This is a genomic window from Streptomyces finlayi, assembly GCF_014216315.1.
GTDB lineage: Bacteria > Actinomycetota > Actinomycetes > Streptomycetales > Streptomycetaceae > Streptomyces > Streptomyces finlayi_A.
The window spans coordinates 6919985-6946022 of sequence record NZ_CP045702.1 but is presented as its reverse complement, the minus strand read 5'-3'; the positions used below and the strand labels follow the sequence as shown (position 1 = coordinate 6946022).

Sequence of the window (26038 nt, the reverse complement as noted above, 5' to 3'; positions counted from 1 at the left end):
AGCTCAGGAGTGGAACTGCCGTGGTCAGGAAGCCTGGCGCGCCTGCTCTTCGTGGCTGATCTCCAGGGCGCCCGAGTCACCGAAGGTGAGTCGGCAGGTGTCGGCCCGGTAGGTGGCTACGGAGACGGCCGCCGTACCGCCTGCCGCGAAGAAGCGCGTGGTGACGACCAGTACGGGCGCGCCCGGAAGCCTGTCGAGTTCCTTGGCGTCGTCGGCGCGGGCGGACCCGAGCTCGACCGAGCGGTCCTGGCCGTCGAGGCCCAGACGGTCCAGCTCGCGCAGGACGCTCCGGGCGCGGGCGGGACCCGAAGGGGCGTCGATCGCTGAGAGAGCGGGCACCGAGGAGTCGGGGACGTACAGAATTTCCGCGGCGAGCGGCTGGCCGTGGCTCACGCGGACGCGGCGCACCCTGTGGACGGCGTCCCCGGTGGCCACGTCGAACATCGCGCTCACGGCCGCCGGGGCGGACCCGGTGGTGCAGTCGACGGGCTGCCAGGTCTCACCGGCGCCGTCCGTCCAGTCCTGCTGTGCGGTGGACACGGCGACACCCACGCGGGGCGGAGCGACCGTGGTCCCCACACCGCGGCGGCGCTGGAGCCGGCCTTCGAGTTCGAGCTGCTCCAGAGCCTGCCGGAGCGTGGCGCGGGCGACACCGAACCGGGCTGCGAGGTCACGCTCGTTGGGCAGGATCTCCCCCACCGCGAAGTCCGAGTCGAGTGCCTCACTGAGCACGGTCTTGAGGTGCCAGTACTTCGGCTCCTGTACCGATTCCAGCTGCGTGGTCCCCACCCTGTCCTCCGCATTCGCCCCGCGGCTTTCCGCGACGTTATTTATTAAAGGTTCCTGTCTTAACGTTGTGACCATAGGACGGCACACCACCTTGGTCAAGACCAATCCTTGAGCAGTGACGGAGCGGAACAGGGACAGGCCACAGAGCGTTCACAGGACGTTCTTGGCGTGGCGAGCAGCGCGCCGCGCAAAGCCCCACGCCGGGGGCGGGTGCGTGGGGCTCAACGCGTAGGCCGCGAGGGGCATGTGGCACCTGTGGGCACGGGCGGATCTGAGTTATTCGACGAGCAATCCGGAGAGTTTGTCTGGATTGCGAATGATATTGGCGCATTAGATTACGCCGTCCCTGATGTCCACCTGGAAGAAGGTGTCCGGCTTGCCTCCGGCGAGGATGACCAACGCCACGCCGCCGTTGAGTTCGGCGAACCGGGATTCCATGTCCGCCGTCTGCTCCTGTCCGACCGCGATGAGGAAGCGGCCGACCTGGCGAACCCACCATCCCAGGAGCACGGCTGGTGCGGCTGCCCGGCTGTGGTCACGTCCCGAGGAACGACGACCCCGCCGCGGTGGCGCGCGTCATCCTCGGCACGAGTCGCTGAGCGGTTCCGGTCCCATGGCGGTCGGCGAGGGACCGAGGCCCTCTTGTTCACCTGGGGTTGGTGTGGCGGCCGCTGCCGGGCACTAGGCATGGGTCGGCAGCGGTCAGCTCCACCCCGACCGCCCCACCGACCCTCGCCCCGGAGGCCCATCCATGTCGTCGCGCCCGCACGTCCCGCACCCCGGCCGCCGCACCGTGCTGCGCGGCTCACTCCTCGCCTCGGCCGCCGTCACCCTTCCGGCGACCGCCGCCGCGGCCCCCGCCTTCGCACTCTCCGGCCGGCCGAACGCGGCATGGGGTGTCCAGACGGGTGCGGTGACCTCGTCGTCCGCGCTGGTGTGGGTACGCTCCAACCGTCCCGCTCTCATGCTCGTGGAGACGTCGGCCACGGAGTCCTTCCGCCGGGCCCGCAGATGGCACGGCCCGCTGATCGGCTCACGTACGGACTTCACCGGCACGACGCCGCTGTACGGGCTGCCGCCGGGCGAGCAGGTGCACTACCGGGTGACGCTCGCCGACCCGCACGATCCACGCCGGACCGGCAAGCCGGTGTACGGATCGTTCCGTACGGCTCCCGCGAGGCGCCGCGACGGCGTGCGCTTCCTGTGGTCTGGCGACATCGCGGGCCAGGGCTGGGGCATCAACCCGGACATAGGCGGCTACCGGGTGTACGACGAGATGCGCCGCCTCGACCCCGACTTCTTCCTCTGCAGCGGCGACAGCGTCTACGCGGACGGCGTCATCGAGCCGAGCGTGACACTGCCGGACGGCCGGGTCTGGCGCAACATCACCACCGAGGAGAAGGCCAAGGTCGCCGAGACGCTCGACGAGTACCGCGGCAACTTCCGCTACAACCTGCTCGACGAGAACGTGCGCGCGTTCAACGCGCAGGTGCCCTCCATCGTCCAGTGGGACGACCACGAGGTCCGTAACAACTGGTACCCCGGCCAGATCCTCGACGACCCGCGCTACACCGAGAAGAACGTGGACGTGCTCGCGGCCCGCTCGATGCGGGCGTTCAGCGAGTACGTCCCGGCCCCGGCGGCGCACGGTCCCTCCGGCGAGGGGCGGATACACCGCGTCGTACGGCACGGACCGCTGCTGGACGTCTTCGTCCTGGACATGCGCTCCTTCCGCAACGCCAACTCCCCCGGCCGGCAGGCCGACGACACCACGGGCATCCTGGGCGCCGAGCAGCTCTCCTGGCTCAAGCGGGAACTGTCACGCTCGCGCGCCACCTGGAAGGTGATCGCCGCTGACATGCCGCTGGGTCTGGTCGTCCCGGACGGTGCGACGGACTTCGAGGCGGTGGCCCAGGGCGATCCCGGTGCCCCGCTCGGCCGCGAACTCCAGGTGGCAGAACTCCTGCGGCACATCAAGCGGCAGCGCGTCACCGGCACGGTGTGGCTGACGGCCGACGTCCACTACACCTCGGCACAGCACTACTCCCCCGAACGCGCGGCCTTCAAGGACTTCGCGCCGTTCTGGGAGTTCGTCTCGGGGCCCCTGGCGGCCGGTGGTTTCCCGGCGAACAAGCTCGACGCCACGTTCGGACCCGACCGGGTCTTCGTCCGGGCGCCGGAGCGGGCGAACGTCTCCCCCATGGAGTCGCCGCAGTACTACGGCGAGGTGGACATCGACGGCGGCAGCGGCGAGCTCACCGTACGGCTGCGCGCCCAGGGCGGGAGCGTCCTGTTCACCAAGGTGCTCCAGCCCGGTCTCACCGGGCAGTAAGGAACCGGGCAGTGAGGAACGGGGCGGTGAGGAACGGGGCGGTGACGCTTTCGACGACGGAAGAACTTGCCCCAAAAGGTGCAGAAAGCAACTAGATAACCCGTAACCCGTCAGTCACAAGCCGTTCGTGATCAGGCAACACCACTCGGTCACAGTGGAGACATGACTGATGTGACATCTGCGAAGAGCGCCCGCCGCACCCACCACTGGCGGCGGGACATGATCGAGCTGGCCGCCCTGTTCACGGCGGTGGCCGTGGCCGACGCGATCGCCAACCTGATCGGGCACCAGCCCGACGGCCCCTATCTGCTCATCGCCTCGGCCGTGGCACTCGCCGCCACGGCCGCGTTCCACACCTGGTGGGCCCGGCGCCACAGCCACGCCCCGCCGGGCCCCGGCGGGGACGAGGCGGCCCCGGTCGCCGTGACCGGGGCGGGGGGTGGGGCCGAAGGGGCCGTCGAGGACACCACCCTGTGGCGGATGCGAACGACCGTGCGCGACGCGCCGGGCAGCCTGGCCGCCCTGTGCATCGCGCTCGCCCGTTTCCGGGTCGGCATCCTGACCCTCCAGACGCACCCGCTGGCCGACGGCACCGTCGACGAGTTCCTGCTGCGGGCACCCGCCACCCTCCAGGCCCAGGAACTCACCCGGGAGATCGCCGCGGCGGGCGGCAGCTCCACCTGGATCGAGCGCGCGGACGCCCACGATCTGGTCGACACCCCGACCCGGGTCCTCGGGCTGGCCACCAGGACCGCCCTGGACGCCGCCGAACTCCCGCTCGCGCTGCGCCAGTTGCTCGGCCGGTGCACCATCCACTCACTGCCCGCCCTCTCCGTCACCGGCCGGCCCACCGGCGAGAGCGCACCCGTCGAAGGTGTGCTGGAGGAGACCGCGATGCGGCTGCGGGACCCCTCCGGGGGTGTCATCACCGTGGAGCGCCCGCACCTGCCGTTCACACCGACCGAGTTCGCCCGGGCCCGCGCCCTCGTGGAGCTCGACGCGCGGCTCGGCCCCCGAGTTCCGCGCAGCCAGGACGTCCTCACGCTCCCTGAGGGCAACGAGATCACCGTGCGCCGCGCGGACCGCTGCGACCTCGCTGCGGCCCGCGCCATGCACGACCGCTGCTCCGAGCAGACCCTCGGACTGCGCTACCACGGCCCGGTCCGCGACGCCGACCGCTACCTCGACCACCTGCTGAGCCCGCGCTTCGGCCGCACGCTGGCCGTGCAGACGGCCTCCGGCAAGCTGGTGGCGCTCGGCCACCTGCTCTGGGACGGCGACGAGACCGAGGTCGCCCTGCTCGTCGAGGACGACTGGCAGCGACGCGGTATCGGCTCCGAGCTACTGGGCCGGCTGGTGGCGCTGGCCGTCGAGGCCGGCTGCGAGAGCGTCTACGCCGTCGCCCAGGCCCGCAACACGGGCATGGTCGCCGCGATGCGCGGGCTCGGGCTGCCTCTCGACTACCAGATCGAGGAAGGCACGCTCGTCGTCACAGCCCGACTGGATGCGGCTCCCGTCCGTTCGCTGCCGCCGTACGAGCGGGCTGAGCAGACGGGCCGCTGAGCGCCTGGCACAGATCGGCCCACAGGTCCTCGACGTCCTCCAGACCGACCGACATCCGCAGCAGCCGGTCTCCGACACCGGCCGCCTGCCGGTCTCCCTCGGCCACGATGCGGTGGCTGATGGAGGCCGGGTGCTGGATCAGCGAGTCCACGCTGCCGAGGCTGACGGCAGGTGTGATGAGCCGCACCGAGGCGATCACCCGGTGCGGGTCCCCGTACACCTCGAACGAGACCATCGCGCCGCCCACCTTCGGGTAGTGGACGCGGGCGATGCGGGGGTCCGCGGTGAGCCGCCTGGCAAGTTCGGCGGCGCTCGCCGACGCGGCGCGCACCCGCACCGGCAGCGTGGACAGACCCCGCAGCAACAGGTAGCCGGCGAGCGGGTGCAGCACGCCGCCGGTGGCGAACCGCACCTGGCGCAGGGTGGCCGCGAACTCCTCGTCGCAGGCCACGACTCCGCCCATCACATCACCGTGGCCGCCCAGGTACTTGGTGGCACTGTGCAGCACGATCCGGGCACCGTGCTCGACCGGCCGCTGGAGCACCGGGGTGGCGAAGGTGTTGTCGACGAGCAGCGGTACGGACCCGCAGGCATGCGCGACGGCCCGGATGTCCACCTCGGCGAGGGTCGGGTTGGCGGGGGTCTCCACCATCACGAGACCGGTGTCGGGGCGGATGGCGTCGGAGATGCCGGCCGGGTCCGTCCAGGTGACCTCGGTGCCCAGGAGTCCGGCGCCCAGGAGGTGGTCGCTGCAGCCGTAGAGCGGGCGGACGGCCACCACATGCCGCAGGCCGATGCTCGCGCGGGCCAGCAGGACCGCGGTGAGGGCCGCCATCCCGCTGGCGAACGCGACGGCGCTCTCCGTTCCTTCGAGACGCGCCAGGGCCGTTTCGAAGCGGCCGGTGGTCGGGTTGTCGAGGCGCGCGTAGACGGGCGGCCCGTCCGGCCTCGCACCGGTGGTGGCGAAGGCGTCGATCCGCTCGGCCTCGCCCCGCGAGTCGTACGAGGGGTAGGTGGTGGACAGGTCGAGCGGCGGGGCATGCAGTCCGAGTGAGGCGAGATCGTCGCGTCCGGCGTGCACGGCTTCGGTGGCCAGCGCCCGGGACGGGGGTGAGGTCCGGGGCGTTGTCGAGGCTTCAGTGTCCATGTCACCACTCTGAACAGGGGACGGGCTTTGGCGGGAAAAGCCCGTGCTACGTTCGATGCATGGCTGATTCTGTCGTTCTTGATCCGGTGGATCTGCATATCCTGCGGCTTCTGCAGAACGATGCACGGACCACTTACCGGGAGCTGGCCGCCGAGGTCGGGGTGGCTCCGTCCACCTGCATGGACCGGGTGACCCGGTTGCGCCGCTCCGGCGTCATCCTCGGACATCAGCTGCGCCTCGACCCCGCGCGGCTGGGCCGGGGGCTGCAGGCACTGCTTCTGGTGCAGGTCCGGCCCCACCGCCGCGAACTGATCGGGCCGTTCGTGGACCGGATCAGGGCTCTGCCGGAGTCCCGGGCCCTGTTTCATCTCACCGGCCCCGACGACTATCTGGTCCAGGTGGCCGTCGCCGACACGGCGGACCTCCAGCGCCTCGTGCTGGACGAGTTCACCTCGCGTCGCGAAGTGGCCCGGGTGGAGACCCGGCTGATCTTCCAGCAATGGGAGTGCGGACCCCTGTTGCCTCCGGGATCGCCTCCGGGGCCACGGCCCGGATCGCCGCCCGGACCGCCCGTCGGCTGACCTCGGGCGGTGGTGACGCGGAGGCCCTCGCCGTACGAGGATGTCCGCATGCCAGACACTTCTCAGAGCGCGCTGCCCCGCCAGGTCGCCGACGCCTACGTCGACGCATTCATCGAACTCGACCCGATCACCGGCACGTATCTCGGCGTCGCCGAAAGCTCACGCCGGCTGCCCGACTTCTCGCCCGCCGGTCAGGAGGCCCTCGCCGGCCTCGCCCGCGAGACCCTGGCGAAGCTCGACGAGTCCGAGAAACTGCCGGGCGCCGACAGTGACAACGAGCGTCGGTGCGGGCGGCTGCTGCGGGAGAGGCTCACGGCCGAACTCGGCATCCGTGACACGGACGAGGGACTGCGGGTGGTCTCCAATCTCCGCTCGCCCGCGCACAGCCTCCGCGGGGTGTTCACGGTCACACCGACCGACTCCGATGAGGACTGGGCCGCGGTCGTGGACCGGCTGCGGGCCGTCCCGGCCGCGTTGGAGGGATACCGCGCCTCGCTCCAACTCGGCCTGGAGCGCAAGCTGTACGGGGGGCCGCGCGCGACCTCCACGTTCATCGAGCAGCTGACGGATTGGGCCGGCGCCGACGGCTCGGGCTTCTTCCAGGACTTCGTCGCCCCGGGGCCCGCCACCCTGCGCGCGGAGCTGGACGCCGCTGCCGCGTCGGCCGCTGCCGCGCTGGCGGCGATGCGCGACTGGATGAACGAGGTGTACGCCCCGGCGATCGAGGGCGCTCCGGACACCGTGGGCCGCGAGCGGTACGCGCGCTGGGCGCGCTTCTACAACGGCACCGACCTCGATCTCGACGAGGCGTACGCGTACGGTTGGTCCGAATACCACCGCCTGCTGGCCGAGATGAAGACCGAGGCGGCGAGGATCCTCCCGGGCGCCGGCCCCTGGGAGGCGCTGGCACATCTCGATGTGCACGGCAAGCACATCGAGGGGGTCGACGAGGTACGGGCCTGGCTCCAGGAACTGATGGACGAGGCCATCGCGGCGCTCGACGGCACCCACTTCGACCTGGCCGAGCGGGTGCGGAAGGTGGAGTCCCACATCGCCCCGCCGGGCGGCGCCGCCGCCCCGTACTACACCGGCCCGTCCGAGGACTTCTCGCGGCCCGGGCGTACCTGGCTGCCCACGATGGGCGAGACCCGCTTCCCCGTGTACGACCTGGTCTCGACCTGGTACCACGAGGGTGTTCCCGGCCACCACCTGCAGATCGCGCAGTGGAAGCACGTGGCGGAGAACCTCTCCCGCTACCAGGCTTCGGTGGGCCAGGTCAGCGCCAACTCCGAGGGCTGGGCGCTGTACGCGGAACGGCTGATGGACGAGCTGGGCTTCCTGCCCGACGCGGAGCGCCGGCTCGGCTACCTCGACGCGCAGATGATGCGCGCCTGCCGGGTCGTCATCGACATCGGTATGCACCTGGAGCTGGAGATTCCGGCGGACTCGCCGTTCCACCCCGGCGAGCGGTGGACACCGGACCTGGCCCAGGAGTTCTTCGGCAGCCACAGTGGCCGGCCGGCCGACTTCGTCGAGAGCGAGCTGACCCGCTATCTGTCGATGCCGGGGCAGGCCATCGGCTACAAGCTGGGCGAGCGTGCCTGGCTGCTGGGCCGGGAGAACGCCCGCGCGGCACACGGCGAGGCCTTCGACGCGAAGGCGTGGCACATGGCGGCCCTCTCTCAGGGGTCTCTCGGACTGGACGATCTGGTGGACGAGCTGTCCAGGCTCTGATCCCGCGGCCCGGCCGTCCGCGCGCGGCCGGGCCTCTCGCTCCGGGGCCGGCTGGGGGTGATCAGCGGATACGCGGCGGTGGTCGATCCCGAGCGGCTCGGAATGCCCATCCTCGCCCTCGTGCGGCTGCGCTACCCGAACGGCAACTACAAGCCGTTCCACGACCTGACGGACACGACACCGGAGATCATCGAGGCCCATCACGTGACGGGCGACGACTGCTTCGTCCTGAAGGTCACCGCCCGGTCCATGAGGCATCTGGAAGAGGTCACCGGCCGGATCGGCGCCCTCGGCGCCGTGACCACCAGCATCGTGTACTCCTCCCCGCTCCCCCGGCGGCCGGTCAGCCGCTGAGCCCGTCCGCCATGCGGTGGCGTACCTCCGAACCGTGCCGTTCCTTCACCACTTCGAGCTGCGCGGGGATGCGGCGGCGCAGATCGGCCACATGACTGACGATGCCGACGCTGCGGTCGCGTTCCCGCAGGGAGTCCAGGACGTCGAGCACCTCGTCGAGGGTCTGCTCGTCCAGGCTGCCGAAGCCCTCGTCGATGAAGAGCGTGTCCAGCCGTACGCCGCCGGCCTCGTCGGTGACGACGTCGGCGAGACCGAGCGCCAGCGCGAGCGAGGCGAAGAAGGTCTCGCCGCCGGACAGTGTCGCCGTATCCCGCTCCCGGCCGGTCCAGGAGTCGACGACATGCAGGCCGAGCCCGGCCCGGCGGCCGCCGGAGCGGGCGTCCGAGTGGACCAGGGTGTAGCGGCCCGACGACATCTTGCGGAGCCGGGCGGTGGCGGCCGCGGCGACCTGTTCGAGGCGTGCCGCGAGCACGTACGCCTCCAGACGCATCTTGCGTTCGTTGTCCGCGGAGGTGCCCGCGGTCAGCCCCGCGAGCCGGGCCACACGGTCGTGCTCCCGGCGCAGCGGCCCCATCGCGCGTACCTCCTCGGCGGCCCGGCGCGACAGCCGGTCCAGTTCGGAGCAGCGTTCACGGGCGGCGGCGAGCGCCGATCCGGCGTCCCGGAGCAGCCGCTCGGCGAAGCCGAACGCGGTCTGCGCGGCGCCGGGTTCCGCCTGCCGGCGTTCGGCGGCGGCCTGGGCGTCCTGCTCCGCGAGGCGGTCGGCGACGGCGGCGGCCTCGGACTGCCAGGCGTCGATCCGGTGCTGGATGTCGCGGTGCGCCGCATCGGTGAGCAGCGTCGCCGCCGCGGCGTCGGGAGTATCGAACCCGGCCTTGAACGCGGCGTCCGCGAGCCGGGCGTCGGCCTCCTTGCGCCGCTGGGCCGCGCTCTGCTCCGCCCGTACCGCTTCCGCCGCCTCGCCGAGCAGCTCCACCCTGCGCTCCAGCCGGAGGACATGTGCGGCGACGGTGGCTGATTCCCCGCGCGCGGTCGCCAACTCGGCCAGCAGCACCGACTGTTCCCGGTCGAGCGCTTCGCGCTGGGAGGTGCGGGCGGCGGCACGGCGCTCGGCCCGCCCGTACTGGTCGAGCCGGCCCGCGTGCTCCCGCTCGGCGGCGGCGAGCGCTTCCCGCGCCGCGTGCGTACCGGCGGCCCGCCGGTGGGCAAAGGCGTGCTCCCTGGTCAGCTCGGCGACGAAGACCTCGAGTTCGGTGACCGAGGGTCCGGTGCCGGCGGGGCCGCCGCGTCCCTCGTCGTCTTCCGGCCCTTCGGCCGCCTCGGCGCTCGCCGCGGCGAAGCGCTCGCGCACGGTGCCGTGTTCGCGCTCCGCCGCCGTACGTGCCGCTTCGGCACGGCGGTGCGCGGTTTGCGCCGCCTCTTCGGTGGCCCGGTCGACATGCCCGTCTCCGGGCTGTGCGGGGTCCGGATGCTCCACGGAGCCGCAGACCGTGCAGGCCGCGCCGTCGAGGAGCCCCGCGGCGAGCTCCGCCGCGATGTCGCGCAGGCGCCGTTCCCGCAGGGCCAGCCAGTGTTCGTGCGCCGCGAGCGCGCTTTCGCGGGCGTCGGACATCCGCCGGGCGGCGGCCGCCGCCTCCAGCGCGAGAGCGTCACGGCGGCGGGCCGCTTCCAGCCTCCTGCGTGCCGGGGCCAGACGGCCGGCCAGCTGCTCCGCGAGGGTCGCCGCTTCCTGTGCCTCCTCGATGTGCTCCTGGAGCCCGTGGCGGACGGCGTCCCATCCCGCGAGCCAGTGCCCGGTGTCCTGGATCAGTTCGTCGTCGGCGCGCGACTGCCGTTCGAGCGCGGCCCGTTCGGCGTCGATCTCCGCACTGCGGCGTTCCGCCCTGCGTGCGGCTTCCAGTCCGCCCAGTTCCTGGCGGAACCGGCTTTCCATGGCGGCGAGTTGCTCCGCTCCCGCGTCGGCCAGGTCCGCGGGCAGCCGGCCGCGTGAGCGCTCCCGGCCCTCGCTCGCCTCGCGGTACGCGCGCTCGGCTTCCCCGCGCAGCTCCAGCGCGGGAGCGACGAGTGCGGCTTTGCGCGCACGTTCCAGCCGCGCGGCGCACCGGTCCCGTTCGGGGCGGCCCGCTTCGAGAGCGGCGGCACGGCGCCGGGTCTCCTCGTACCGCTGCTGGAGCCTGGCGAGTTCGCGTTCCGCGTCGAGTGCCTGGCGGGCAGCGGCCTGCCGGCTCTCGGCGGCCGAGAGGGACCGCTCGGCGACGGTGAGCCGTTCGCGTGCCCCGGCGCGGGCCACGGCGGCCCACTCCAGGACGCCTTCGGCGAGGCCCGGCTCACCTGGCCGGTCCTCCGGCAGCGGCCACTCCCGTCCGGCGGGTCCGGCCGCCTGCGCGATCCGCTGGGCGAGACCGATGATCTGTTCGTCCCCGGCCCTGACCTGCGCCTCCGCGCCGCGGCGCAGCTCCGCGAGCCGCTCCTCGACCGCCGCGAAGCGACGGGTGTCGAAGAGCCGCCCGAGCAGTCTGCCGCGGGCTTCCGCGTCGGCGCGCAGGAAGCGCGCGAAGTCGCCCTGGGGCAGCAGGACCACCTGGCAGAACTGGTCCCTGCTCATCCCGATGAGCGCGGACAGCTCCTCCCCGATCTCCTGGTGCGAACGGCTGAGGGCGCGCCAGCCGTGCTCGGAGTCGTACTCGCGCAGCCAGCTCTGCGCCTTCTCCGTCGTGAAGCCGGTGCCCTTCTTCTTGCGGCGCGGCTGAGCGGGGCGCCTGGTCACCTCCAGGCGGCGTCCGCCGACGGTCAGCTCCAGGCAGACCTCGGTGGTCAGTCCTTCCGGGGCGTGGTCGCTGCGCAGCGAGGTCCCGGGGTTCTGCCGGGCCCCGGGTACCGCTCCGTACAGGCCGTAGCAGACGGCGTCCAGCACCGAGGTCTTCCCCGCGCCCGTGGGGCCGTGCAGGAGGAAGATGCCGGCCGAGGAGAGTGCGTCGAAGTCGACCTCCTGGGTGGCGCCGAAGGGGCCGAAGGCCGTGATCGTGAGCCGGTGGAGCCTCAACGGGACACCTCGTGCACGCCGTCGTCCACTCGTACGTCGTCGAAGGCGGAGCGCAGCACCGTGCGCTCCTGTTCGTCCGGTCCGCTGCCGCCGCGCACATGGGCCACGAAGTCCTCCGCGATCTGGTGGTCGTCGCGTCCCTCGAGACGCTGTGCGTACGAGGCGGAGGGATCCTCGGGGGCCCGTTCCGGGTCGAAGACCAGGCTGAGGGTGTGCGGGAAGCGCTCCACGAGGCGGGCCATCGGGTCGTCCGGGCGCGCCGGGTCGGTCAGGGTGGCCTCGACCCAGGACTCCCGGTGCCGTTCGTGACGGGGGTCGTCGAGCAGGGTGGTGAGGGGGCCGCGGAGCCGGGCGAGGGGGCGGGGCACGGGACAGTCGACCCGTTCGGCGGTGACGGAGCCTTCGGCGTCGAGGTCGGCCAGCCACATGGTCTTGCGGTGATCCGCCTCGGAGAAGGAGTAGGCGAGCGGGGATCCGGAGTAGCGCACGCGCTCGGTGACGCGCTGGCTGCCGTGCAGATGTCCCAGGGCCACGTAGTCGACGCCGTCGAACACTGCGGCGGGCACGGCGGCGACTCCGCCGACAGTGATGTCCCGTTCGCTGTCGCTGGGCTCGCCGCCCGCGACGAAGGCATGGGCGAGGACCACCGACCGGGTCCCGGCGGGCCGGGTCGCGAGGTCGGCGCGGACGCGGTCCATCGCGGCCCCGAGGACGGCTTCGTGGCCCGCCTTCGCAGCACCGAGGGCGTCCTTGACCAGGGCGGGTTCCAGATAGGGCAGCCCGTAGAAAGCCACTTCGCCGCGTGCGTCGCGCAGGACGACAGGGGTGCCGCAGCCCTCCGGGTCGGTACGCAGGTGGATGCCGGCCCGACCGATCAGACCCGCGCCGACGCCCAGCCTGCGGGCCGAGTCATGGTTCCCGGAGATCATGATGGTCGGCACGTTCTCGGCGGCGAGCCGGTGCAGCGCGTCGTCGAACAGCTCGACGGCGGACAGGGGCGGCACGGCCCGGTCGTAGATGTCTCCGGACACCAGGACGGCGTCCGCCCCGCGCTCGCGGACCGTGGCGACCAGGTGATCGAGGAAGGTCCGCTGCGCGTCGAGCATCGGGACCCGGTGGAATGAGCGCCCCAGATGCCAGTCGGACGTGTGCAGAATCCTCACGACAGCACTCCGACGGCTACGACCTGCATGTTTCTTTTCCTCCACCCCGGGGCCGGCCCGTGATCCCACGAGCGGCACCGACCACGCTAACGCCGGTTGCCCCCGCAACCCGCATCAACAGCGGATTCAGACGTCCCCGTACGCTTCCCCGCCCAGTTCGAGCGTGGCCGTGCCGGCCGTCGCATCGGCCAGCCAGGCCGTGAATCCTTCGACATCGGCGTCCGGCAGCCCGATCGCGATGGTCACCGCCTCCGCGTATGTGACCTCGCGCACGGCGCGGCCGGTGGCGCGCAGGTCGTTCTCCAGTCTGCCCGCGTGCTGGTGGTCCACCGTGATGGCCGCCAGCCGGAAACGCTGACGCGTGATCGTGCCGAGCGTGTCGAGTGCCTCGCCCACCGACCCCCCGTAGGCCCGGATCAGACCGCCGGCCCCGAGCTTCACACCGCCGTAGTAGCGGGTGACGACGGCGGCCACGTATCGCACCTCACGCCGCATGAGCATGTGCAGCATGGGAACGCCCGCGGTGCCTCCGGGCTCCCCGTCGTCGGATGCCTTCTGTACGGAGGCGTCGGCACCGATCACGTACGCGAAGCAGTTGTGGCTGGCGGTCGGATGCTCCTTGCGTACGCGTGCGACGAAATCCTGCGCCTCCTGCTCGGTGGCGGCGGGGGCGAGCGCGCAGATGAAGCGCGAACGGTTGATCTCGGTCTCGTGCTCGCCCGCACGGGCGACTGTGCGGTACTGCTCCTGCATCCGGCCACCTTAGACCGGCCGGGGAATCCCCGGTGCCTGCCGTAGGTTGCGCAGGCAGGCAGTAATCCGCGTCCGCAGGAGGGCATGCCATGTACGGCGATCAGGACACCATCCGCAAGATCCTCACCGAGTCCGGCGACGTCTGGGCCGTCGTGGGCCTGTCGTCGAACACGGGGCGGGCTGCCTACGGGGTCGCGGACGTGCTCCAGCGCTACGGCAAACGGATCGTGCCCGTACATCCCAAGGCCGAGACCGTCCACGGGGAGCAGGGGTATCCGTCCCTGGAGGCCGTTCCCTTCGACGTCGACGTGGTCGACGTGTTCGTGAACAGCGAGCTGGCGGGCGGCGTCGCCGACGAGGCCGTCGCCATCGGTGCCAAGGCCGTCTGGTTCCAGCTCGGTGTCATCGACGAGGCCGCTTACGAGCGTACCCGCGCGGCCGGGCTCGACATGGTCATGGACCACTGCCCCGCCATCGAGATCCCGCGGCTCGGCTGACGCCGCCGGGGCACGCTGTCGCGCACGGCGACCGACGGGGAGAATGGCCGCCGTGAGCGGTGTCCTCAGCGGTGAGCGTGCGGCGGCGCAGTTGCGGGAACTCGGCGTGCCGCTCGGCGGGACGCTCCTGGTACACGCCTCGATGCGTTCCGTCGGGGCGGTGGACGGGGGCGTCCGCACCATGGTGGCCGCCCTGCTCCGGGCGCTGGGGCCCGACGGCACCCTGGTGGTCCCGGCGTTCACTCCGGAGAACTCCGACACCTCCCCCGCCTTCCGCCGCAGTGTGCACGGCCTGGGCGAGGAGGCGCGCGAGGCCGTACGTGCCGCGATGCCGCCGTTCGACCGGGCGGCCACGCCCGCGCCGTCCGTGGGCCGCCTCGCCGAGGCGGTGCGGCTGGCGCCCGGCGCCGAACGCAGCGGTCACCCGCAGACCTCGTTCGCCGCGCTGGGGCCCGCCGCCTGCGCGCTGATGGCGCGCCATCGCGCCGACTGCCACTACGGCGAGGACTCCCCGCTGGCCGCTCTGTACGGGGGCGACGCCCACATCCTTCTGCTGGGGACGGGGTTCGACACGTGCACCGCCTTCCACCTGGCCGAGTACCGGGTGGCCCGTCCGCCCCGCCGCCGGTACCGCTGCGTGGTGACCACGGGAGGACGGCGCGGCTGGTGGGAGTACGAGGACGTCGACCTGGACGACAGCGACTTCGCCGCGCTGGGCCGGGACTTCGAGGAGTCGGACAGTACGGGGGCCGTGCGCACGGGCCTGGTCGGCGCGGCGCACAGCAGGCTCGTGCGCCTGGTCGCCGCCGTCGACTTCGCGGCCGGATGGTTCGCGGAGCACCGGGGCGAGCGCCCGGCGGACCCGGCAAAGGCGGTCCGTACGTAGGGCCGGGCTCGTCGGCCGGGGCCGCCCACGCGTGGGTCGGCTACGACCGTTGGCTGGAGCACCTATGTACCAACTGCCCTGGCTGCGCTCATACTTGCGGCGTGTCGTACCGATGGGAAGGCGCCGGATGAAGCAGCTGATTCGCACCCAGGACGGCCGGCAGCTGGCCGTCGAGCACTACGGCAAACCGCACGGAAGGCCCGTCTTCCTTCTGCACGGCACCCCCGGAAGCCGGCTCGGGCCCGCACCACGGGGCTCCGTGCTGTACCGGCTGGGCGTGCATCTCATCGCCTACGACCGTCCGGGATACGGCGATTCGGACCGGTTACCCGGGCGGCCCGTGGCCCATGTCGCCGAGGACGTCGCCACGATCGCGGACACCCTGGGCATCGAGCGGTTCGGCGTCGTCGGCCGGTCGGGCGGGGCGCCCCACGCGCTCGCCTGCGCGGCGCTGCTGCCCGACCGCACGGCCAGGACGGCGGCGCTCGTCGGGCTCGCGCCGCGCGATGCCCAGGGCCTGGACTGGTTCGACGGCATGACCGAGTCGAATGTCCGGGAGTACGTCAACGCGGCTGCCGGACCACGCCAGTTGACCGCCGCGCTGGAGTTCCGGTCGGCCACGATCCGGGCGGACCCGGCTGGCATGGTGGCCGACATGCGCAGCACGCTGCCCGCTTCGGACCGCGGCATTGTCGCCGACGCCGGCATCCGGGCGATGCTCACCCGCAACTTCGCCGAGGGGTTGCGGAGTTCGGCCGACGGCTGGGTCGACGACGTGATGTCGTTCAGCACCGACTGGGGTTTCAGCCCCGAGGACATCTCCTCGCCCGTCCTGCTGTGGCACGGCGAGGACGACGTCTTCGCGCCGGTGTCGCACACCCGGTGGCTCGCCGAGCGCATCCCCGGGGCCGAGCTGGTCGTGGAGCGGGGCGCCGCACACTTCGGCGCGCTGCGGGTACTGACCCGGGTACTCGGCTGGACGTCGAGGTGACCTGTCCACCTGGCCCCGGGCCCCGTACCGCTCGCGCGTCCCGGCTCACACGGGCTGCGGCTCCAGGTCACGGCTGAGCCGCCGCCAGGAGCGGGCCGCCTCGGTGATCGGGTGATCGGCTCCCAGCCGTACGGCGGCCGGTTCGAGAACCTCTGCCCGCATCCGCTGCGCCTCCACCTCGCGCCCGGCCGCGCGCAGGGTGATCGCGAGGTTGGAACGGCAGACGAGCACATCGGGGTGGTCGGGCCCGTACCTCGCCGTCAGGCCCTCCAGCGCGATGCGCTCCCACTGCTCCGCCGCCTCGGGCCGGTGCAGATCCCCGTAGGCGTTGGCGAGGTTGATCGCCGCGCAGAGCGTGAAGGGGTGGGAGGGCCCGAGCTGGTCCTCCAGCGCCGCCCTGACCAGTTCACCCACCTCCGCCGCCCGCCTGGCCTCGCCGAGCCCCCGCAGATAGATCCCGACGTTGTTGCGGCAGGCCAGCGTGAAGGGATGCTCCTCACCCAGGCTCTCCCGGTACCCCTCCAGTGCCTGCAGGGCGAGGTCCAGGGCGGCCTGCTTGTCCCCGACGGCCGAGAAGTCGGCCGCCAGGTTGAGCCCGCAGGCCAGGGCATCGGGCACCTTCGCCCCGTACCGTCCCCGGTAGCGGCCGTACGTCTCCTCCGTGAGCCGCTTCGCCTCGTGCGGATGTCCGGCCTTGCGCAGCGAGACGGCGAGGCTCTTGGCGGTGCGCAGCGCCTCGGGCACGTCGGCGTTGAGCACGCTGCGCTCGAAGGCGGCGATCACCTCACGCAGGACCTGGACCGATGCCTCGTACTCCCCGGTCTCCCGCAGGTCGCGCGCGAGGTGGCCCTTGGTGGTGAGCGTGTAGGGGTGGTCCGTGGTCAGCAGGGCGCTGCGGCGCTCGACGGTCTGTTCGTCCAGTCGGCGGGCGCGTTCGCTGTCGCCGGTCAGCCGGTAGTCGATCGCGAGGTTGTTGGCGGCGGTCAGGGTGCGCGGGTGGTCCTCGCCGAAGGTCTCGCGCATGCCCCGGTAGATCCGCACGTCACGTTCCAGCGCCTCGTCGAAGCGGCCGAGGGCGCGCAGGTCGGCGGCGAGGCTCCCGGTGGTGATCAGGACGTTCGGGTGGTCGGGGTGGAACACCCGGATCTGCCGTTCCCTGGTGTCCTCGTCCAGGGCGAGAGCCGCGTGGTATCTGCCCTGGGCCCGGAGGGCGTTGGCGAGCTCGAAGCGGAGGTTGAGCGTCTGCTTGTCGTCCTCGCCGAGATCCCGGGTCCAGGTGCGGTTCAGCTGGGTTCCCAGCAGGCGGGCGTTCTCCAGCTCCCCGCGCTTGAGGAGGTAGCGGATCCGGTCGAGCATGAGCTGCCGGCCCGACTCCTCGTGGCAGTCGGCGATGCCGGACGCGCCGAGGTGCGGCCAGATCAGCTCGAAACTCGACCAGGTGCGGGGGTCGTTCACGGGGCTGTCCAGCTCCCCGGTGTCCTGCGGCCGGGCCGCCGCCAGTGTGACGTGCACCTCGTGCATCGCCTGGGCCCGCTCCTCCCTGGTCATCCCGGAGCGGACGGCCGCCTGGACGAGGCGGTGCACCTGGATGCTGCTGTCGGCGGGGTCCACCTTGGCCAGTGCGAAGCGGTTCAGCGCCTGGGTGACCTTGCCGAGCATGTACCGCTCGCGCAGATCGGGGTCGTAGGGGAGCAGCGAGCGGAGCATCGAGTCGCTGCCGATGAGGCTCATCGAGATGGGTTCGGCGGAGAAGAACGAGCACAGTTCCAGGAGGCGTACAGCGGCCTTGGACTCCTCGCGCAGCCTGGCGATGGAGATGTTCCAGGTGGCGCCGATCTGCTGGGCGTAGTCGTCCGGGGTGCCCAGGGACAGGACCTTGGTGCTCTGGTCCCTGAGCTGCTGCACGTAGTCGTCCACCGGGGTGGCCGTCTCGGCGAGCCAGGCGGCCGCGACCTCGACCGCCAGCGGCAGGTCACCGACGGCCTCCGCCACCCGGTCCGCGTCCCGTGCGGGCAGCTTGCGAACGCGGCGGCACAGGTGCTCCACGCTCTCGGCGCGGGTGAAGACCTCGACCTCCGTCGACTGGATCTGCGCCGACACCGGCTTGTTGCGGCACGTGGCGAGGATGTGGCCGTACAGGGAGCCCGAGATGGGCGCGGTCTCGTCGGCGAAGACGTCCAGGGCGTGGTCGAGGTCCTCGACGTTGTCGAAGACGAGCAGCCAGCGGGAGTACGGCGATCCGCTGCGCAACGCCTCCAGGGCCGCCATGGCGGCGTCGGTGACCCCGTCGCCGGTACGCAGCCCCATCTCGGCGGCGAGTTCGGCGAGTGAGGAGACCACCCGGTCGGGCTGTTCGGACTCGACCCACCAGACCAGGTCGTAGTCGGCGCGGAAGCGGTGCGCGTACTCCCTGGCCACCTGGGTCTTCCCCACCCCGCCGAGCCCGTACAGGACCTGGGGCAGGTGCTGTCCCGAAGGGGTGTCGCCGCGCAGCTGGTCGCGTACCCGCTCCAGCACGGATGCGCGCCCGGTGAACCAGGCGTGCCGGGGTCGTACGTTCCACACCTGCGGCGTCGTCCCGGGGAAGCGGGGCCCGCCCACCGGGACGGGCGGCGAGACGAGTGGTTCGTCCCGGTCCAGGGCACCGAGCAGGGCCGCCGCGGCCTCGTTCTCGTCCAGCCGTACGAGGTCGACGACCGCCCGGCTGCTCGCGGGCAGGTTCAGACGTACGTCGCCGACCCGGACGGGTATGGCCTGGCGGCGGCTGCCTGCGGGATCGAGTCCGGACACGGAGTCCCACAGGGTCCTGGCGGGAGCGGAGTTCTGGTACGCCTGCGAGACGACGGAGACGACGCGGTAGGTGACTCCGGGACTGAACGCCGCTTCGGCACCCGCCACCTGGTTCGTCCGCACGTCGACCGCGGCGACGTGGAAGCCGGCCCGGACGAGCACGGCCTGCAGCCAGTCGGCCCACATCTGGTCCTCGGCCACGTAGGCGAGCACCACGTTGGACGGCGGCACGGGACGCCGCCGGGTGTACGCCGCGACGTAGCCGAGCCGTTCGGCCTCGTCCATCGGGGGCAGGGCGCTGACCGCTCCGTCGGTGAGGACCGCGGTGAGACGCTCGCAGGCGGTGAGCATGGAGCTGGACACGTTGGGCGCGTCACCGAAGGTCGCGAGGATCTCCTCGTACGCGTAGAAGGGCCGGTAGGGAATCTCCACCGAGCCCCAGTAGCCCGCCAGTTCCTCACTGCTCAGCCCGCTTGGGAAGCCGCTGAAGCTCTCCCTTGCCAGGGCCCGGCCCGCGTCGGCCTTCTCCTTCTCGCCGTCGTCGATCCGCATCGGCACCGGCAGTATCCGGATGTTCTTGTCGTGGAAGCGCTCTTCGATGTCGCGGGCCACGGCAGCCGCGCCGTCGATGCTCTGATCGCTCAACGTGAAGCAGACGACGAGCACTTGGGGCATCTGAACGGTGCAGATGTCCCCGATGTCGCTGATCCCGGTCCGGCTGTCGATGAGGGTGTAGTCGTAGTGACGTTGCATGTCGGTACGCATCGCATCGAAGAACTGGCCGCCGTCGTACCGCTCGTAGAAGTCCTCCCAGTCCATCCGCCCCACGGTCGCCGAGTAGTCCCGGTTTCGCCGCCCGGCGGAGACGAAGTCGAGGCTCCCGCCGAAGGGGAAGGACCAGTTCAGCGAGGTCGCGTGCGGGCGGACGCGGGCGTAGTCACGGTGCCATTCGGCTTCCCGCTCGGCGGGCCGTCGTACCTCCTCCTGGTATTCGGTGATCAGGTTGATCACGCCAGGAGTGGCCTCCAGGTCGGAGAAGTCGAGGAAGGGGTGGAAGAAGCGGTGCAGCCCCGGCGCCTCCAGGTCCCAGTCGACGGCGAGCACCCGGTATCCGTTGGCGGCGAGGATCCAGGCGGTGTTGGCGAGAGCCATGGTGCGCCCCGTGCCGCCCTTGTACGAGTAGAAGGTGACGATGGTGCCATCACGGTTCTCGGTCATCCGAGGGTCCCTCCGCGTCGTCGGCGTGGCCTTTGCCCTGGTGCGGTCCGTCAGAAGGGGTGACGTGCACGTCGGCGCCGTATCCGACGCCTCCGGGCAGCACCCGTGGTATCCGCCCGCCCCGCCCTTCCGGGGGGTAGGTCTTCGCCTGCGCCGTGTAGTGCCGGTCGGCGGCTCGCACGGCACGCGGCAGTTCTTCGCTGAACGCTTCGAGCGTGGGAACTCCCGCGCCCGGCGAGCGGTGGCCCCCGGCCGTCTCGGCGGCGAGGATACCGGCGGCCGAGTGCAGGGAATCCGACCGCAGCGCGGACTCCGGGTCCTCGCGGTTCCAGGGGACCATGATGCTGATCCAGGGCCGGTCCTGTGCGCAGAGCCGCCGCAGCAGATCCCTCCGGTGCGGGGCTTCGAGTGCCCACTGGTCGAGCAGCAGCAGTCCCGGAGCGCTCGGCTCCCCGGCGGCCAGCAGCCGTTCGGCCTCGGCCTCGAAGTCGCCCACCCGGACCAGGTAGTCGAGGTTGCGCACGAGATCGACCGCGTGGTCGGCGAGCGGCCGCGAGGACTTGGGATGGTACGGATTCCAGTCCCGGGCGTCCGGCCCGTAGCAGTCGGGGCCCCGGTCCTGCGGCCGGTCGGCCCGCGAACAGGCGAGCACGGCTATGTCCATCTCGCGGGCGGGACCCGGCGGCCCGAACGCGCTCGGTACGGCCAGGTAGTCCTGATGCGGGTGGCCTTCGGCCATCTGCGTCTGCTCGGCGACCTTGACGATGCGCTTGGCCAGGAGATACACCGCCCGCTCGTACTGGTCCCTGAGGTAACGGAGCTTGATCAGTCCGTAGAAGCCCTCGTCCGCGTAGTCGTCCCCGAAGGTCGCGTGGTTGAACTGCAGCCGCTCCGCGGGCTGCGGAAGCTGTTTGGGCGGTACGGGCACCCAGAGCGCGGGAACGATCCCGGTGATCGGGGAGCTGTTGTTGTTGTACTGGGCGGCCTGGTGGTGCACGGCCCGGCTGGAGAAGGCGTACCACTCACGACCGCACTGTTCGCTCAGGAAATAGCGTGGTGAGTAGAGCGGTACGAAGACCCTGCAGTACGCCAGCGCCTCGGACAGCCGCTCCGGCCAGCCTTCCCCCGGCTGCATCTGCTGGTCCATGAATCCGGCGGGCACTCCCGCCGGAAGCGAGGTCAGTTGCAGTACGTGCGCGCACAGATCCCGGTAGAACCTCTCCACCCAGACGTTCGGGTCCTTGTCCTTCGGATGGTTCTTCGGCGTATGCGCGTAGCTGAGAAAGAAGTAAGGCTTTGGTTCGTCTCCCCCGGCCCCCACCGCTCCACTGGCCAACGTAGCCCCCGGTCCCTGTTCGCTGGGCCCTCAGTGTAGGAAACCTCGATTCCTCGACGGAACCACGCGAACACATCTATTGATTGATCCAATTGATCAAATGCCTTTTTGGATCAATCAATTGATGTCAAAGCTGCCAAATCTGGAGCTGTATACGATCATTTACCGGTGACGGTGTGCCGCACCCGCGCTCGCACCCGCGCTCGCTCCCGCACCGCGGCCGCACCCCATGCCGCGCGGTGGGCCGCCGCGGTGCGTGCGGCCTCGGCGAGAGCGGTCCGGGAGACCTTCTCCGCCGACCAGCCCGCGATCGTCTCGCCCATGCCCGCGACGAAACGTTCTCCCAGCGGGGTGAGCACGCCGGAGCCGGCGAGTTCGTCCACCGCCGCGGCCGTCTGCTCGCGCCACCGGGCGAACCGCGCCTCCGCCGCCCGCGCGGCGGGTCCCTGCGTGGTGAGCCTGCGCACCCGCCAGAAGTCCGTGACGGCGATGTGCGCGTACGTGCCCTGGAGCAGGCCGTCCAGCGGCCGCGGATCGTCCCGCCAGGGCGCGTAGAACAGCCGGTCCCCGCCGTCCGGGTCGTACAGGTCGTGGCTGTCCAGGACCGCCCCCAGCTTGACGTGCTGGAACTCGTGCACGATCAGCAGGGCCAGCAGGTCGGGCGTCACGGGCCGCGCCGCACCGATCGCCCCGAACGCCTCCCGGGAGGCGGCACTGACGTCGCTGCCCTCCGGTGCGTGCAGGGGGGTGACGACCCGCAGCCCCTCCGCCACTCCCGGCGCACAAGCGGGCAGTTCACGCCTGATCAGCGACCACGCCTCGGCGAGGTCCTCGGACCACAGCTTGGCCTCCCCGTGGGAGAGGCGGTCCGACACGGGCCACTGATGGCTGTCGCGCATCGGGTCGGTGTCCTCCAGCGCCACGGTCCAGCCGGGCAGTTCCACCAGGCGGACCGGCCGCCAGTTCCGGACGAGCCCGTCGGCGCCGCTGTCCCAGCCGATCTCCACGCACCGCTGCGCGGCCCTCACCGAGAACCCGTCCGGGCCCGCCTCGACCTCGGCCAGTTCCGTCCGGGCCGGGAGCGACACCGTGCCCAGGCCCGGCAGCCGCAGCAGCCCTCCGCGCACCGGTACCGTGACGCGGTCGCCGCGCCGGGCACGCAGCGCGCACGCGGCGGCGACCTCCGCGAGTCCCCGCCCCGCCGTGCCGGGGGCCCTGCCGTCCAGGGCGCGCAGGGCCCAGGGGCGCAGATACGGATGCGCGATCACCGCGTCCACCGCTTCGGGGAGCGAGGTGTCGAGTTCGACGATCAGCTCCCAGGCAGCGGCCGCGAGCCGGTCGCCCCGGGAGCCGCGTTCACGCACGGCGGCGAGCAGCTGACGGTCGAGGTCGAGCTGGATCTCCGCCAGCCGCCCCACGGCCCCGGCGCCCCCGAAGCCGGTCGCGAGCTCGTCCAGGTCGTCGCCGCCCGAGACGGCCGCGGGTGCCACGGGGACGGCGGCTTCACGGTCGCGGATGTTCACGACGAGCTCCATCAGGTCGGGGCAGAACACCGAGGGGTTGTCGAAACCGCTGCCGCCGCTGCCGGTCCGGTACCGGTGGGCGTACAGACCGCCGCCGCAGGACGTGACCACCGGACAGGCCCCGCACTGCGCGGCGAGCTCCTCGATCCCCTGCTGCCGGGCGAGCAGCCCCGGGTGGCCGAGCACCTCGTCGAGCGAGTGCGTGAAGACGTCCATGCCGGTGGCGGGAGCGTCCTCGTAGGCGGTCTTGAGACTGTCCGCCTGTTCGTACGTGCCGTCGGTCTCGATCACCACGAGGTCCACGGGCGCCAGTCCGAGCGATTCGGTGAGGCTGCTCTCGCCGCGCAGCGTGCGCGCGACGGAGTCGAACATGCGTACCGGTACGGGCCGGCCGTCCGCGTCCCAGCGCCGGTGGACGACGTCCAGCCAGTCCGCGTACGGAGTCGGCGACCCTCCCGGCCGGGGCGGCGGTACGTCCCAGGTGGCGTGCGGCAGCAGGAAGTCCATGCGCGGCGGACCGAGGGCGACGAGCGCTTCGTACACGGCGACGGGGTCGTTCTCGACGTCGATCGTGCAGAGCAGGCCGGCGAACAGATGCCGGTAGCGGGGCCTGCTGAGCAGTTCCACGGCCTTGAGGACCTGGGCGTGACTGCTGCGCCCGTCCGCGTACCGGCGGTGCCGGTCGTTGGAGGACTTGTCGCCGTCCAGCGAGACCCCGACCTTGATGCCCAGCTCGGTGAAGAGCTCGCAGAAACGTTCGCTGAGCAGCACGCCGTTGGTGTGGATACGCAGGTCCAGGGCGCTCACGCCGTCGAGTGCGCGGGAGAGCTGCTCCGCCGCCGTCCGCAGTCTCGCGGGGCCGGCGAGCAGCGGTTCGCCGCCGTGCAGGACCACATGGACCTCGGGGAGCCGGTGGGCCCGGGCGTGTTCCGCGATCCGCTCGGCGGCCCTGGCCAGGATCTTGTGGGACACCACCTTGGGCCGGCCACGCCAACTCGTATCAGCGTGCTCGTACACGTAGCAGTGGTCGCAAGCGAGGTCACAGCGGCTGTGCATCTTCAGCACGAACTGACTCAGCGAGAGCGGCGGCCGGTCCATGGCGGTGTCGGTGCCCGGCCGCTCAGACGGACGACTGGAAGGCCGCGACGACCAGCGGGCTCGGCCCTGTGCCGTTCGACAGGAGACGGCTGAGGGGAGCGGGCACCGCGCCGCCGCCCTGAACCGCGGCACTCTTCGCCAGTGGTACCCGAGGAGCAGCCTGTCGGCGGGGAACGAGCCCCGGCCTGCCGGCTGCGGAGACGAGCGGAATGTCCATGGAGAGCCTCTCAGATCGCACAACGAGGGCCCGCTCCTGTGAACAATGGCGGAATTCCGCCGTCCACATATCACGGGCCCTTATTTCTGCACAACGGAAAAAGGAACGCAAATCAGGCACAAGCCAAATGGGTGAGGAACCCCCTGCGCTCCAAACAGCGGTCCGGGCACGCGCGTACTCATCGAGGAGCGAAAGCACCCCTTCGAGTGAGCGATACGGATCACGATGTCGCACGCGCGTAGCGTTCGCGCGCGTGAGTTCGAGAACAGCGGGCGGGCCATGGTGCACAGCTTCCTACGCCGTCCGGGCCGAAACCCGCAATTCACCGAAGATTGATTCCGGACAGCAATGATTCGGACACGGAGACCCTCGACGAGAGCGGACCGGTCGCGCGGTTCCACGCCGTGGCGCTCGACAGCCCTTGAGCGGGCCCCCGCTGCCCGACACGCCAACAGCCTTCACCCGGTGGGCAGTTCACCGTATCAACGGGCGGGCGGGACCGAGACCGCCATGGTGAACTCGGCCGGTTCCGCACCCTCGTTGCGATAGGCGTGCGCCAGGTGGGCCTCGAACGTCGCGGAGGTGCCGGCCGGCACCGCGTGGGGCTCGCCGTCGACGACCAGGGTGAGTTCGCCCGACGTGACATGGAGGAGCTCGACGGTTCCCTCGGGGTGCGGATCGGATGCGCTGCCCTCTCCGGGCATCAGGCACCAGAACCAGAGCTCCAGGGGGCCGGCGGCCTCCGTGCCGACCAGCAGGGTGGTCGAACTGCCCGCCTCCGTCGTCCACATGCGTACGGCCTGGCCGGCGGGGACGATCCGAACCTGCGGGCCCTGCTCGCAGTCGAGCAGCGTGGTGATGCTGACGCCGAGCGCGTCGGCGAGCTTGACGGTGGTGCCGACGCTGGGGTTGGTCCGCGCCTGCTCGATCTGGATGATCATGCCGCGACTGACCCCGGCCCGCGCGGCCAGGGCGTCGAGGGTGAAACCGCGCTCGCCCCGCCACCGCCTGAGATTGCGGGCCAGCGACTGCGTGAGCTGATCGAGGTCAGACACATTCCGTCCAATATTCTGGATGACAGAGTTCACAATACTGCACTACGGTGTAGTGCACCGAAACGTTCACCGCACTGTACTGCGAGGCATACCACGACAGCCCTGTTCGCCCCGGCCACCAGCCTGCTGTGGGCCTGGCCGACTTCGGGGCATCGGGTCAGGAGACCTCGGGGGTCTCCGGCGGGAGCGCGGCGAGGTACGAGAGCTGCTCGGGTGTGACGTCGTCCGGGACCGGGACCGGTGCGGGCGTACGGAGCGGTGGCTGCCAGCCCTTCTCGGGGTCCCAGCTCCGTACGACACGGGCCGGCGCACCGGCCACCACCGCGTGGTCCGGCACCTCTCCGCGGACGACCGCTCCGGCGGCGACCACCACGTTGCGGCCGAGCCGGGCGCCGGGGAGGATCACCGCGCCGGTGCCGATCCAGCAGCCGGGGCCGATCACGACGGGCTCCATGCGCGGCCACTGGCGGCCGATCGGCTCGTGCGGATCGTCGTAGCTGTGGTTGGTCGAGGTGATGTAGACATACGGACCGCAGTAGGTGTCCGCGCCGATCGTCACCGTGGTGTCGGCGATGACATGGCTGCCCCGGCCCAGCACGACCCCGTTGCCCAGGGTAAGGACGGCGTCCGGGCCGAGCTCGAGATCGGGCATCAGACCTGCCGTGAGCGTGACCTGCTCGCCGATGACGCAGTGGTCGCCGAGCTCGATCCACGGCTCCCCGAACACCGTGCCCTGCGGAAAGGCCAGCCTGGTCCCCGGACCTATCCGGCGGAACCGCAGCCGCCCGGGGTGCTGCGCGGTGACCGCGCCCGTCTCCCGCACCCAGGCCCAGGCGCGGTGGACGGCCCGGGACAGGATGCTGCGCCGCCGGGCGGCGAGCGAGGAGAACGTGTTTCTGTTCGTCGGCACGCGACACACCGTAATGGCCGGGGCGGGGGCCGGTCGGCGCCCTGGCCTGTGATGTTCA

Annotated in this window: 18 protein-coding genes and 2 pseudogenes; 9 read left to right on the top strand and 11 right to left on the bottom strand. The window is 71.5% G+C overall.

What is annotated here, in order from left to right; genetic code table 11:
* Positions 1-24: 24 nt before the first annotated feature.
* Together F0344_RS31835 and F0344_RS31830 are read right to left on the bottom strand one after the other, a co-directional pair.
* Entirely contained in the window at positions 25-789 is a 765-nt protein-coding gene (locus F0344_RS31835) for a GntR family transcriptional regulator (RefSeq protein ID WP_185302061.1), read from the bottom strand.
* 330 nt (positions 790-1119) lie between these two features.
* Positions 1120-1299: a hypothetical protein gene (locus F0344_RS31830; RefSeq protein ID WP_185302060.1), complete on the bottom strand. Its 180-nt coding sequence runs from the start codon at positions 1297-1299 to the stop codon at positions 1120-1122.
* Here F0344_RS31830 and F0344_RS36235 point away from each other — a divergent pair.
* The 3 genes and pseudogenes from F0344_RS36235 to F0344_RS31820 form a co-directional block, all read left to right on the top strand.
* A pseudogene (locus tag F0344_RS36235) lies at positions 1284-1388 on the top strand (alpha/beta fold hydrolase); the annotation flags it as partial. The gene F0344_RS31830 and the pseudogene F0344_RS36235 overlap by 16 nt on opposite strands.
* Before the next feature lie 152 nt (positions 1389-1540).
* A complete protein-coding gene (locus tag F0344_RS31825; protein WP_185302059.1) occupies positions 1541-3121 on the top strand; it encodes an alkaline phosphatase D family protein in 1581 nt (526 codons plus the stop codon).
* Positions 3122-3292: 171 nt separating this feature from the next.
* Positions 3293-4684 carry a GNAT family N-acetyltransferase gene (locus F0344_RS31820; protein WP_185302978.1) on the top strand — a complete coding sequence of 464 codons (1392 nt, stop codon included), beginning with the start codon at positions 3293-3295 and terminating at the stop codon, positions 4682-4684.
* On the opposite strand, the gene F0344_RS31815 is transcribed toward F0344_RS31820, so the two are convergent.
* Positions 4611-5831 (bottom strand): trans-sulfuration enzyme family protein, encoded by a 1221-nt coding sequence (locus F0344_RS31815; RefSeq protein ID WP_185302058.1) that lies wholly within the window; start codon positions 5829-5831, stop codon positions 4611-4613. The two genes, F0344_RS31820 and F0344_RS31815, sit on opposite strands and share 74 nt — an antisense overlap.
* Before the next feature lie 59 nt (positions 5832-5890).
* Here F0344_RS31815 and F0344_RS31810 point away from each other — a divergent pair, with 59 nt between their 5' ends.
* From F0344_RS31810 to F0344_RS31800, 3 genes and pseudogenes are all read left to right on the top strand, one after another.
* The gene (locus F0344_RS31810) at positions 5891-6412 is read left to right on the top strand and encodes an Lrp/AsnC family transcriptional regulator (RefSeq protein ID WP_185302057.1); all 522 of its coding nucleotides are present in this window, start codon (positions 5891-5893) and stop codon (positions 6410-6412) included.
* Between the two features lie 48 nt (positions 6413-6460).
* A complete protein-coding gene (locus tag F0344_RS31805; protein ID WP_185302056.1) occupies positions 6461-8146 on the top strand; it encodes a DUF885 domain-containing protein in 1686 nt (561 codons plus the stop codon).
* Positions 8147-8200: 54 nt separating this feature from the next.
* Positions 8201-8500 (top strand): annotated as a pseudogene (locus tag F0344_RS31800) (Lrp/AsnC family transcriptional regulator); the annotation flags it as partial.
* Here the strand turns inward: F0344_RS31800 and F0344_RS31795 are convergent.
* From F0344_RS31795 to F0344_RS31785, 3 genes are all read right to left on the bottom strand, one after another.
* Positions 8490-11543 (bottom strand): AAA family ATPase, encoded by a 3054-nt coding sequence (locus F0344_RS31795; RefSeq protein ID WP_185302055.1) that lies wholly within the window; start codon positions 11541-11543, stop codon positions 8490-8492. The pseudogene F0344_RS31800 and the gene F0344_RS31795 overlap by 11 nt on opposite strands.
* Positions 11540-12706, bottom strand: coding sequence for an exonuclease SbcCD subunit D (locus F0344_RS31790; protein ID WP_185302054.1), 1167 nt, complete (start codon positions 12704-12706; stop codon positions 11540-11542). The genes F0344_RS31795 and F0344_RS31790 overlap by 4 nt, the downstream gene beginning before the upstream one ends.
* Positions 12707-12832: 126 nt before the next feature.
* The gene (locus F0344_RS31785; RefSeq protein ID WP_185302053.1) at positions 12833-13459 is read right to left on the bottom strand and encodes a YigZ family protein; all 627 of its coding nucleotides are present in this window, start codon (positions 13457-13459) and stop codon (positions 12833-12835) included.
* An 89-nt stretch (positions 13460-13548) separates the two neighbouring features.
* Here F0344_RS31785 and F0344_RS31780 point away from each other — a divergent pair, with 89 nt between their 5' ends.
* The 3 genes from F0344_RS31780 (at position 13549) to F0344_RS31770 (ending at position 15833) form a co-directional block, all read left to right on the top strand.
* Entirely contained in the window at positions 13549-13956 is a 408-nt protein-coding gene (locus tag F0344_RS31780) for a CoA-binding protein (protein WP_185302052.1), read from the top strand.
* Between the two features lie 43 nt (positions 13957-13999).
* On the top strand, positions 14000-14842 hold the full coding sequence (locus F0344_RS31775; RefSeq protein ID WP_185302051.1) for an aminoglycoside N(3)-acetyltransferase: 843 nt from the start codon (positions 14000-14002) through the stop codon (positions 14840-14842).
* 127 nt (positions 14843-14969) lie between these two features.
* A complete protein-coding gene (locus tag F0344_RS31770; protein WP_185302050.1) occupies positions 14970-15833 on the top strand; it encodes an alpha/beta fold hydrolase in 864 nt (287 codons plus the stop codon).
* A 45-nt stretch (positions 15834-15878) separates the two neighbouring features.
* On the opposite strand, the gene fxsT is transcribed toward F0344_RS31770, so the two are convergent.
* The 5 genes from fxsT to F0344_RS31745 all read right to left on the bottom strand — a co-directional run bounded on the left by fxsT (position 15879) and on the right by F0344_RS31745 (position 25980).
* A complete protein-coding gene (gene fxsT, locus F0344_RS31765) occupies positions 15879-19841 on the bottom strand; it encodes an FxSxx-COOH system tetratricopeptide repeat protein (RefSeq protein ID WP_185302049.1) in 3963 nt (1320 codons plus the stop codon).
* Positions 19825-21177, bottom strand: coding sequence for a TIR-like protein FxsC (locus F0344_RS31760; RefSeq protein WP_258050186.1), 1353 nt, complete (start codon positions 21175-21177; stop codon positions 19825-19827). The genes fxsT and F0344_RS31760 overlap by 17 nt, the downstream gene beginning before the upstream one ends.
* Before the next feature lie 158 nt (positions 21178-21335).
* Positions 21336-23798 (bottom strand): FxsB family cyclophane-forming radical SAM/SPASM peptide maturase, encoded by a 2463-nt coding sequence (locus F0344_RS31755; protein ID WP_185302048.1) that lies wholly within the window; start codon positions 23796-23798, stop codon positions 21336-21338.
* A gap of 699 nt (positions 23799-24497) precedes the next feature.
* Positions 24498-25070, bottom strand: coding sequence for a helix-turn-helix domain-containing protein (locus tag F0344_RS31750; RefSeq protein ID WP_185302047.1), 573 nt, complete (start codon positions 25068-25070; stop codon positions 24498-24500).
* 157 nt (positions 25071-25227) lie between these two features.
* Positions 25228-25980: an acyltransferase gene (locus F0344_RS31745; protein ID WP_185302046.1), complete on the bottom strand. Its 753-nt coding sequence runs from the start codon at positions 25978-25980 to the stop codon at positions 25228-25230.
* Between the last annotated feature and the right edge of the window lie 58 nt (positions 25981-26038).

Excerpts from the sequence above, each read along its gene's own strand:
- F0344_RS31770 (WP_185302050.1), top strand. The coding sequence starts at position 14,970 with ATGAAGCAGCTGATTCGCACCCAGGACGGCCGGCAGCTGGCCGTCGAG.
- fxsT (WP_185302049.1), bottom strand. The coding sequence starts at position 19,841 with ATGACCGAGAACCGTGATGGCACCATCGTCACCTTCTACTCGTACAAG.
- F0344_RS31815 (WP_185302058.1), bottom strand. The coding sequence starts at position 5,831 with ATGGACACTGAAGCCTCGACAACGCCCCGGACCTCACCCCCGTCCCGG.
- F0344_RS31810 (WP_185302057.1), top strand. The coding sequence starts at position 5,891 with ATGGCTGATTCTGTCGTTCTTGATCCGGTGGATCTGCATATCCTGCGG.
- F0344_RS31805 (WP_185302056.1), top strand. The coding sequence starts at position 6,461 with ATGCCAGACACTTCTCAGAGCGCGCTGCCCCGCCAGGTCGCCGACGCC.
- F0344_RS31775 (WP_185302051.1), top strand. The coding sequence starts at position 14,000 with ATGGCCGCCGTGAGCGGTGTCCTCAGCGGTGAGCGTGCGGCGGCGCAG.
- F0344_RS31780 (WP_185302052.1), top strand. The coding sequence starts at position 13,549 with ATGTACGGCGATCAGGACACCATCCGCAAGATCCTCACCGAGTCCGGC.
- F0344_RS31825 (WP_185302059.1), top strand. The coding sequence starts at position 1,541 with ATGTCGTCGCGCCCGCACGTCCCGCACCCCGGCCGCCGCACCGTGCTG.
- F0344_RS31785 (WP_185302053.1), bottom strand. The coding sequence starts at position 13,459 with ATGCAGGAGCAGTACCGCACAGTCGCCCGTGCGGGCGAGCACGAGACC.
- F0344_RS31755 (WP_185302048.1), bottom strand. The coding sequence starts at position 23,798 with ATGGACCGGCCGCCGCTCTCGCTGAGTCAGTTCGTGCTGAAGATGCAC.